Source organism: Endozoicomonas sp. SESOKO3, from assembly GCF_024606255.1.
Genome location: NZ_JAHHPR010000455.1, coordinates 1 through 1,438, shown reverse-complemented (window position 1 = coordinate 1,438; position 1,438 = coordinate 1). Strand labels below are relative to the sequence as shown.

At 47.8% G+C, this 1,438-nt stretch carries 2 protein-coding genes; both read right to left on the bottom strand.

Features of this window, described 5'->3' with window-relative positions:
* Nucleotides 1-177: 177 nt before the first annotated feature.
* Nucleotides 178-903 carry a molecular chaperone gene (locus KDK18_RS07810; RefSeq protein WP_257254342.1) on the bottom strand — a complete coding sequence of 242 codons (726 nt, stop codon included), beginning with the start codon at nt 901-903 and terminating at the stop codon, nt 178-180.
* Between the two features lie 130 nt (nt 904-1,033).
* Nucleotides 1,034-1,438: hypothetical protein (locus tag KDK18_RS07805; protein ID WP_257254341.1), on the bottom strand; the 405-nt coding region annotated here is incomplete at its 5' end.

Below are 1,438 nucleotides of genomic sequence, written 5' to 3'. Positions count from 1 at the left end.
CCATGGAAACTCTGGTGCCGGGAGTGGATGGGCAGCCCTGGAAAGGTTCTACTCTGCAGTATTGTGGCGGTGGCTCCAATATGAATTTTGAAATTACCGTACCTTCATCAGAAGTATCCGGGCTCGAACCCGGCATCTACAAAGATACGGTAACGGTGACAGTATCAGTTCATTAAATCAGAACGTCTTTCTTTCCTCAGTGCTGCCGTTGAACAAACCGTATTCGACTTCAGTGTTGCTGCTGGGGATTTTCAATGTCCAGCTCTGCCCGGCATAGAGCCGTTTAATATCATCAATGTCAGTGCACTGACGCTTGCCTTTCTGGCCTGAGCAGAATTGCCCATTTCGTAATACCACATTAATGTTGCCACTGTTGGTAAAAGTGATTGAGTCTCTCTCTCGCTTGGCTGTCACTTTGTATTCCGGATTTTCCGGGCGAACAAAGACCAGCGCCTGGTATGCAATCAGCAGTTTAATAGCGTTCTGAGTGGCTTCCAGGTCACCGACGACGGGTTTGAAGGTCACCCTGTAGACCGACTCTACTTTTTTTGGTGTTTCAAGGCTGACCAGTCGAACTGTTTTTCGGCTGTTGGGGGCGACAATGGTTTTCTGTGGCGTGCTGAGTAATTTCAGCTCGGAGGGGTCGGTAATACGAACCCTTTCTTCCTGATCAGTTCCGGGGTTAACGACTTTGTAGACCTCAGTCTGCAGATACAGATTTTCCTTATCCGGATTGGTAACGACTATGTCCTGACGAGGGGATTTGTCCGGCTCGAAATAAACGATCATTTTATCCAGAGACATGGCACCATAGGTATTGAGGGACATAGCCAGAGATACCATAGCCAGAGATGCCATAGCTAATAATTGAGGTAAGCGAGGAAGTTTAAGCCATGACCGCATCTGTTGGGCCCTTGTGTTTCTGTAATCTGGTCCAGTCACTCAAGTGATCTCTTTTTCATCATCACTATGAATATCAGGCAATAGTCTTGGGGTTCCATTTTACGGGCACTATTGCCTGTGGTAAACCATCTTATTCGGCATTGATAATCAAGTTCAGTTCACCTTTGAGGGGCTGCTGAGCGACGTCTTGAGGTAGCTTCACCATAAAACCCGTTCGACTGCTATCGCAGTCTGAGTTGCCTGATAGTGCATTGATCGGGTTGCTGTTCTGACCGCTGTTAAGGGCCTGGGCTTCCTGATTAGAAGGCCACAGGTCGACTTCATAGTTATAGGATCTTTGATCATTTCTCAGAGCATAGGAGCCACCCGCTCCTGAACCTTCTGTGACAACAGAATACTGATTAATCCCTGTGCCCCTGATGCAAATAGGCTCCACTTCATTGAATGTGGCAACGGTTGAAGTCGCATCATTGAGGTTGGGAGCGTTTGAATCAGCGTCATCCGTTTGAGATATGGACGGGGTTGCTATGGAGGC